This is a genomic window from Candidatus Symbiopectobacterium sp., from assembly GCF_020054415.1.
GTDB lineage: Bacteria > Pseudomonadota > Gammaproteobacteria > Enterobacterales > Enterobacteriaceae > Symbiopectobacterium.
In genome coordinates this window covers 1-3,729 of the sequence record NZ_JAHWCO010000271.1, presented here as the reverse complement: position 1 = coordinate 3,729, position 3,729 = coordinate 1, and the positions used below count along the sequence as shown (strand labels likewise).

Annotated in this window: 6 protein-coding genes and 2 pseudogenes; 2 read left to right on the top strand and 6 right to left on the bottom strand. The window is 53.0% G+C overall.

The window, feature by feature from the left end:
• Positions 1-83, top strand: a pseudogene (locus QZ506_RS07825) (lipoprotein); the annotation flags it as partial.
• Between the two features lie 44 nt (positions 84-127).
• Here QZ506_RS07825 and QZ506_RS07820 read toward each other — a convergent pair.
• Both QZ506_RS07820 and QZ506_RS07815 read right to left on the bottom strand, forming a co-directional pair.
• Positions 128-655 (bottom strand): hypothetical protein, encoded by a 528-nt coding sequence (locus tag QZ506_RS07820; protein WP_291970221.1) that lies wholly within the window; start codon positions 653-655, stop codon positions 128-130.
• A 39-nt stretch (positions 656-694) separates the two neighbouring features.
• Positions 695-1,420, bottom strand: coding sequence for a phage tail tape measure protein (locus tag QZ506_RS07815; RefSeq protein WP_291970220.1), 726 nt, complete (start codon positions 1,418-1,420; stop codon positions 695-697).
• Between the two features lie 106 nt (positions 1,421-1,526).
• Between QZ506_RS07815 and QZ506_RS07810 the strand changes: the two genes are divergently transcribed.
• A complete protein-coding gene (locus QZ506_RS07810; RefSeq protein ID WP_291970218.1) occupies positions 1,527-1,823 on the top strand; it encodes a hypothetical protein in 297 nt (98 codons plus the stop codon).
• An 83-nt stretch (positions 1,824-1,906) separates the two neighbouring features.
• On the opposite strand, the gene QZ506_RS07805 is transcribed toward QZ506_RS07810, so the two are convergent.
• The 4 genes and pseudogenes from QZ506_RS07805 to QZ506_RS07790 form a co-directional block, all read right to left on the bottom strand.
• Positions 1,907-2,179 carry a phage tail assembly protein gene (locus tag QZ506_RS07805; RefSeq protein WP_291970216.1) on the bottom strand — a complete coding sequence of 91 codons (273 nt, stop codon included), beginning with the start codon at positions 2,177-2,179 and terminating at the stop codon, positions 1,907-1,909.
• 122 nt (positions 2,180-2,301) lie between these two features.
• The gene (locus tag QZ506_RS07800; RefSeq protein WP_291970214.1) at positions 2,302-2,826 is read right to left on the bottom strand and encodes a phage major tail tube protein; all 525 of its coding nucleotides are present in this window, start codon (positions 2,824-2,826) and stop codon (positions 2,302-2,304) included.
• Positions 2,816-2,965 (bottom strand): hypothetical protein, encoded by a 150-nt coding sequence (locus tag QZ506_RS07795; protein ID WP_291970212.1) that lies wholly within the window; start codon positions 2,963-2,965, stop codon positions 2,816-2,818. The genes QZ506_RS07800 and QZ506_RS07795 overlap by 11 nt, the downstream gene beginning before the upstream one ends.
• Positions 2,962-3,582, bottom strand: a pseudogene (locus tag QZ506_RS07790) (phage tail sheath C-terminal domain-containing protein); the annotation flags it as partial. The gene QZ506_RS07795 and the pseudogene QZ506_RS07790, both read right to left, overlap by 4 nt.
• Between the last annotated feature and the right edge of the window lie 147 nt (positions 3,583-3,729).

The following is a 3,729-nucleotide window of genomic DNA, read 5'->3' as shown; positions in this document are numbered from 1 at the left end:
AGGTGGGTGAAGCCATGGCCATGGTCAAAGCGCTTAACCGGATCACGCTATTAGGAATGCCGAACAGTATTCGCATCACGTAACAATCGACCCGTATGGGGCGCAGTCGTTACAAGTTCTGATTTATTCAACAAAGCCGCTGCTCCCCTATACTGATCCCCAAATCACCACTGGCGACCATCAATTGTTTCATTTTCTCAATGGGCGACGCCAGGCGGCGGGAGAAATCTCCTGCCAGCACGTCGGTGTTGGCGGCGTTAAGGGCTTCAGCGCGGATAGTGCGGTACTTCTTCATATTGACCAGCATTGGTCGTACAAACGCCATCACCTGCATATCGGCGAACAGTTCACCCAACCCAAAATTTTGCTGAAGGGCCAATAACGCCTTATCGCGAGCCTTATTGTCTTGCACCGCCATCGCCGATTTAAATTGTGCCAGGGCTTGCGGACTTTTTTGCGCCAAATAGGTTTGCAGGGTATTCATCATCCCTTCAATCGGCGAAATGCCATACGCTTTTTGCTGCATTAATGACTTTTCAATATCGATATGCACATCGGCAAAGCGTTTTTTTGTTTCTGGGGCATACAGTTTTTCGAGAAAATTATTAAAATTGTTCGCCGCTTTATCTGAACTACTCGCCCCAATTTTTGCCACCTGTAAGGCTGCCACCATCCCCGCAACGGCCTCCTTACCCTAGGCTACATTCGCCATTTGTGGTGCTAAATCGGGTAACCACTTCACCTGGTCAGCAATTTCAAACGATCCCGCTTTGCCACCATAGGTCATGATGTTCTGTACGGCGGCGAAATATTTGGCGGCGATGCCCAGCGACTGTTTGGTGGTAAAGGCGGCTTTCGCCCACAGCTCTGCTGGGGTTTTTGTGGCCGTGGCCGCGCGGGCAATACTTGGCAGGTAGGCGCGCAGATCATACAAATCATCAATATTATTGCCAATCAGTGAGCTGCTTGCTGCCTGTAAATCGTCCTGGGACTGATTGTACTGCAGGCTCCAGGCACGAATATCTTCCCCCAGCGCGTCGCGGGTTTTCGTGTTAAAACCCGCGGTGATCGCCATATCGATCATGTTGTCCTGAAAAGACATGTACTTTTTTACTGAAGGCTGAACGGCACCATAGGCAGCGCGCGGCATGCCATAGATTTCCAGTCCCTGACCGTAGATGTTCATGCGATTATCACGCAAGGCGGTCGAGGTTGCGGTGGCGCGTGTCAGGCGTGCCTGCTGGCTTTCCAATCGGGACAGGGTATGGCCAACGCGGATCAGTTCACCGTTCAGGCGGCGGGCGGCATCCCCGCCAATGTCGCCGTATCGGCTAACCGCCCGCGTCAGCGATGCCTGACGCTGCTGCAGCTGGGTGGTCGCTGAACTCAGCCGTTCCAGTGTACGCTGAGAATTCCCCATAACAGCCCGGAACGTGCCGTGCAGGGCGGCGGAGACGACAACGCCAATTGAAAATTAACTCGGCATAGAGGTAACCTCATCTTAATAATAGAAAAGAGGCCCGCCTATGAACGAAGAAGCCTATGAAATTGTCACCGGGATCGGCAAATTGCCTTATGGATTGTTCGTCGCATCTGTGACGTACAAAACCATCATGCTTGTAGCACCGCTTGATGCTGAATTTGGCGTGAAAGTACTTTTGGCCACGCTGATTTTCACTGCCGCCATCATTGTTTCTATGCGACTTGCATCGGTTGCGGGAATGTTTATGGCGTTCTTATGGGTTAGCAGCTACGTTGCTTACCGCATTATCCGCTGGACTATTCACCGTATTCGCGCTTTATCTGCTCGCCCGCTTCCTTAAGGTAGCCCTCAAATTCCTCCACCGGCAGTCCGTCAATCTCACTGGGCTGCCAGCGAAACCACCTCGCCAGTAACGCCTCCGCCTTACGAAGTTGTCCCGGATACTGTATCCAGCCCCGCAAAGCCGCGAAATCTGCCATGCAATGCCTGGTAATCCGCCAAATCCATCTTGTCCAAATCTTCCGGTAACAGCCCGGTCATGCTGGCAACCAGCAATTCATCCAAATCAGACGGATCCTGACTTTGCTTGCGTACCTGTTTCATGTCGCGCACGGTCAACCGACGCACGGTGACCTGTGTCAGCATCTCGCCGTTGGCCAGCGGATAGGGGAAACGCAGGGGGTAAGTGTCGTGCATAATAAGCTCCTGGGTTGAGAGGATTTCTTGACCCTGACAGTCTGGCATTCGGGTGGGCTGGGGGCTTTTAAACGCCATTAAGAAGACAGTGACGATAACGCCCCCTGAAAACGGATGGCGCGCTAACCACCGATATTGGCCCGGTAGTCTGTCAGCATATCCACCCCGCCGACGCGAAAAATATTCGCCATGTAGTCCAGCTCCAGTAATTCTTCACCATCCAGTACCTGCTTGATATAGGTGCAGGTAAAGGCGCTGCTTACATCCGGATCCTCATGCTGTTTGAAGGTGCCCAGCGGGTTCTTTTTGAACATCGCCGTCATATAGGTCACCATCGGCACTTCATTGAACCGACCCTGGCTGGCAAACTGCTGGACACTGCAGCGGCACTGCAGCTGATAAGTGCTAAACGGGTTGGCGACCAGCCGGGCGACATCGGCGTAAAAACTGTTCCACCTGATTTCCCCCTCCAGTTTGTCAAAACCGTAGGGCAACTCTATCTTGCCCACCAGACCGAGCGCCTTGCGCTCCTGAATGATGGCCTGTATCTCCGGGCACTTCACCTCTTCGGCTCGCCCCAGCAGATTATTGCCATTAACGTAAATATTGGCATTGCTAATGGCGTTAAGCTGAATTTTACCGGTCATACGCATTCTCATCGATAACATTAATGCCGCTGACAGCACAGGTCCGCGCATCGCCGCTGTTTTCCTTTATCGCACGCCCGCTTATCACCGCCACCCGGTAGCGCTGACGCAATACCGGGTGTCCACCTCTCCTTATCATGACGCGCTTCCTTTCAGGTTAGCCAGAAACTCGGCGGTAATTTCGGTTTCATAGGTCAGCCGCTCCATCGGCGGGGGCGAAGTATAGGCATAGTTCAGCAACAGATGCCCGGCAGACAACTCCTCTTCTTCATTACGCGCCTTGTCATACCAGCAGCGAAATCCAAGCAGCGCACCATCGCCTATCAGCTTGCGTCCGTAGGCATTGACCGACTAGCACAGGGCATCAATCAATGCCTGATCTATGGTCCTGTCCAGATATTGCAGACTGAAAAAGCGCAGCGCCTCGTCGAGCATATCGCCGGTGCGCCGCACGTTTTCAAAGTTCTTCATATGGGTGACGGTCGGAAACGCCGCCGTGCGGTCGCACCAAAGGCGCAGACCGGTACCAAAACCGTTAAATACCGTGGTGATGCCGTTTTCATTGAGCCGGTTAACTTCACTTTGGGCATCACCGAGCTTCGCCGACAGCGCCCGCTCCATGCCGACAATCCCGGCAATCTCCTGATTGGAAGACGACCACCAGAACCCTTTTTCCAGGTCGACTTTCGCCCGCAATCCGGCAGCCCGCTGCGAGAGCGGCTCCAGGCGATTTTTGTTGCTTGCCTTGTCATAGACTAGGGCTGCATATTCGCATGCGATCGATCATCGATTCGCATCTAAGGTCGATCACGTTTTCGCATCGTATCGATCATCCGGGAACCTAACTTTTTTATCGTTTTAGCGTGTTTCTTCTGCGCTTTCCACTACCGGGCTATTTTTCCT

Bases quoted from the DNA above. Each gene is read 5' to 3' on its own strand.
- QZ506_RS07815 (WP_291970220.1), bottom strand. From the start codon at position 1,420: ATGGGGAATTCTCAGCGTACACTGGAACGGCTGAGTTCAGCGACCACC.
- QZ506_RS07810 (WP_291970218.1), top strand. From the start codon at position 1,527: ATGAACGAAGAAGCCTATGAAATTGTCACCGGGATCGGCAAATTGCCT.
- QZ506_RS07805 (WP_291970216.1), bottom strand. From the start codon at position 2,179: ATGCACGACACTTACCCCCTGCGTTTCCCCTATCCGCTGGCCAACGGC.
- QZ506_RS07800 (WP_291970214.1), bottom strand. From the start codon at position 2,826: ATGACCGGTAAAATTCAGCTTAACGCCATTAGCAATGCCAATATTTAC.
- QZ506_RS07795 (WP_291970212.1), bottom strand. From the start codon at position 2,965: ATGATAAGGAGAGGTGGACACCCGGTATTGCGTCAGCGCTACCGGGTG.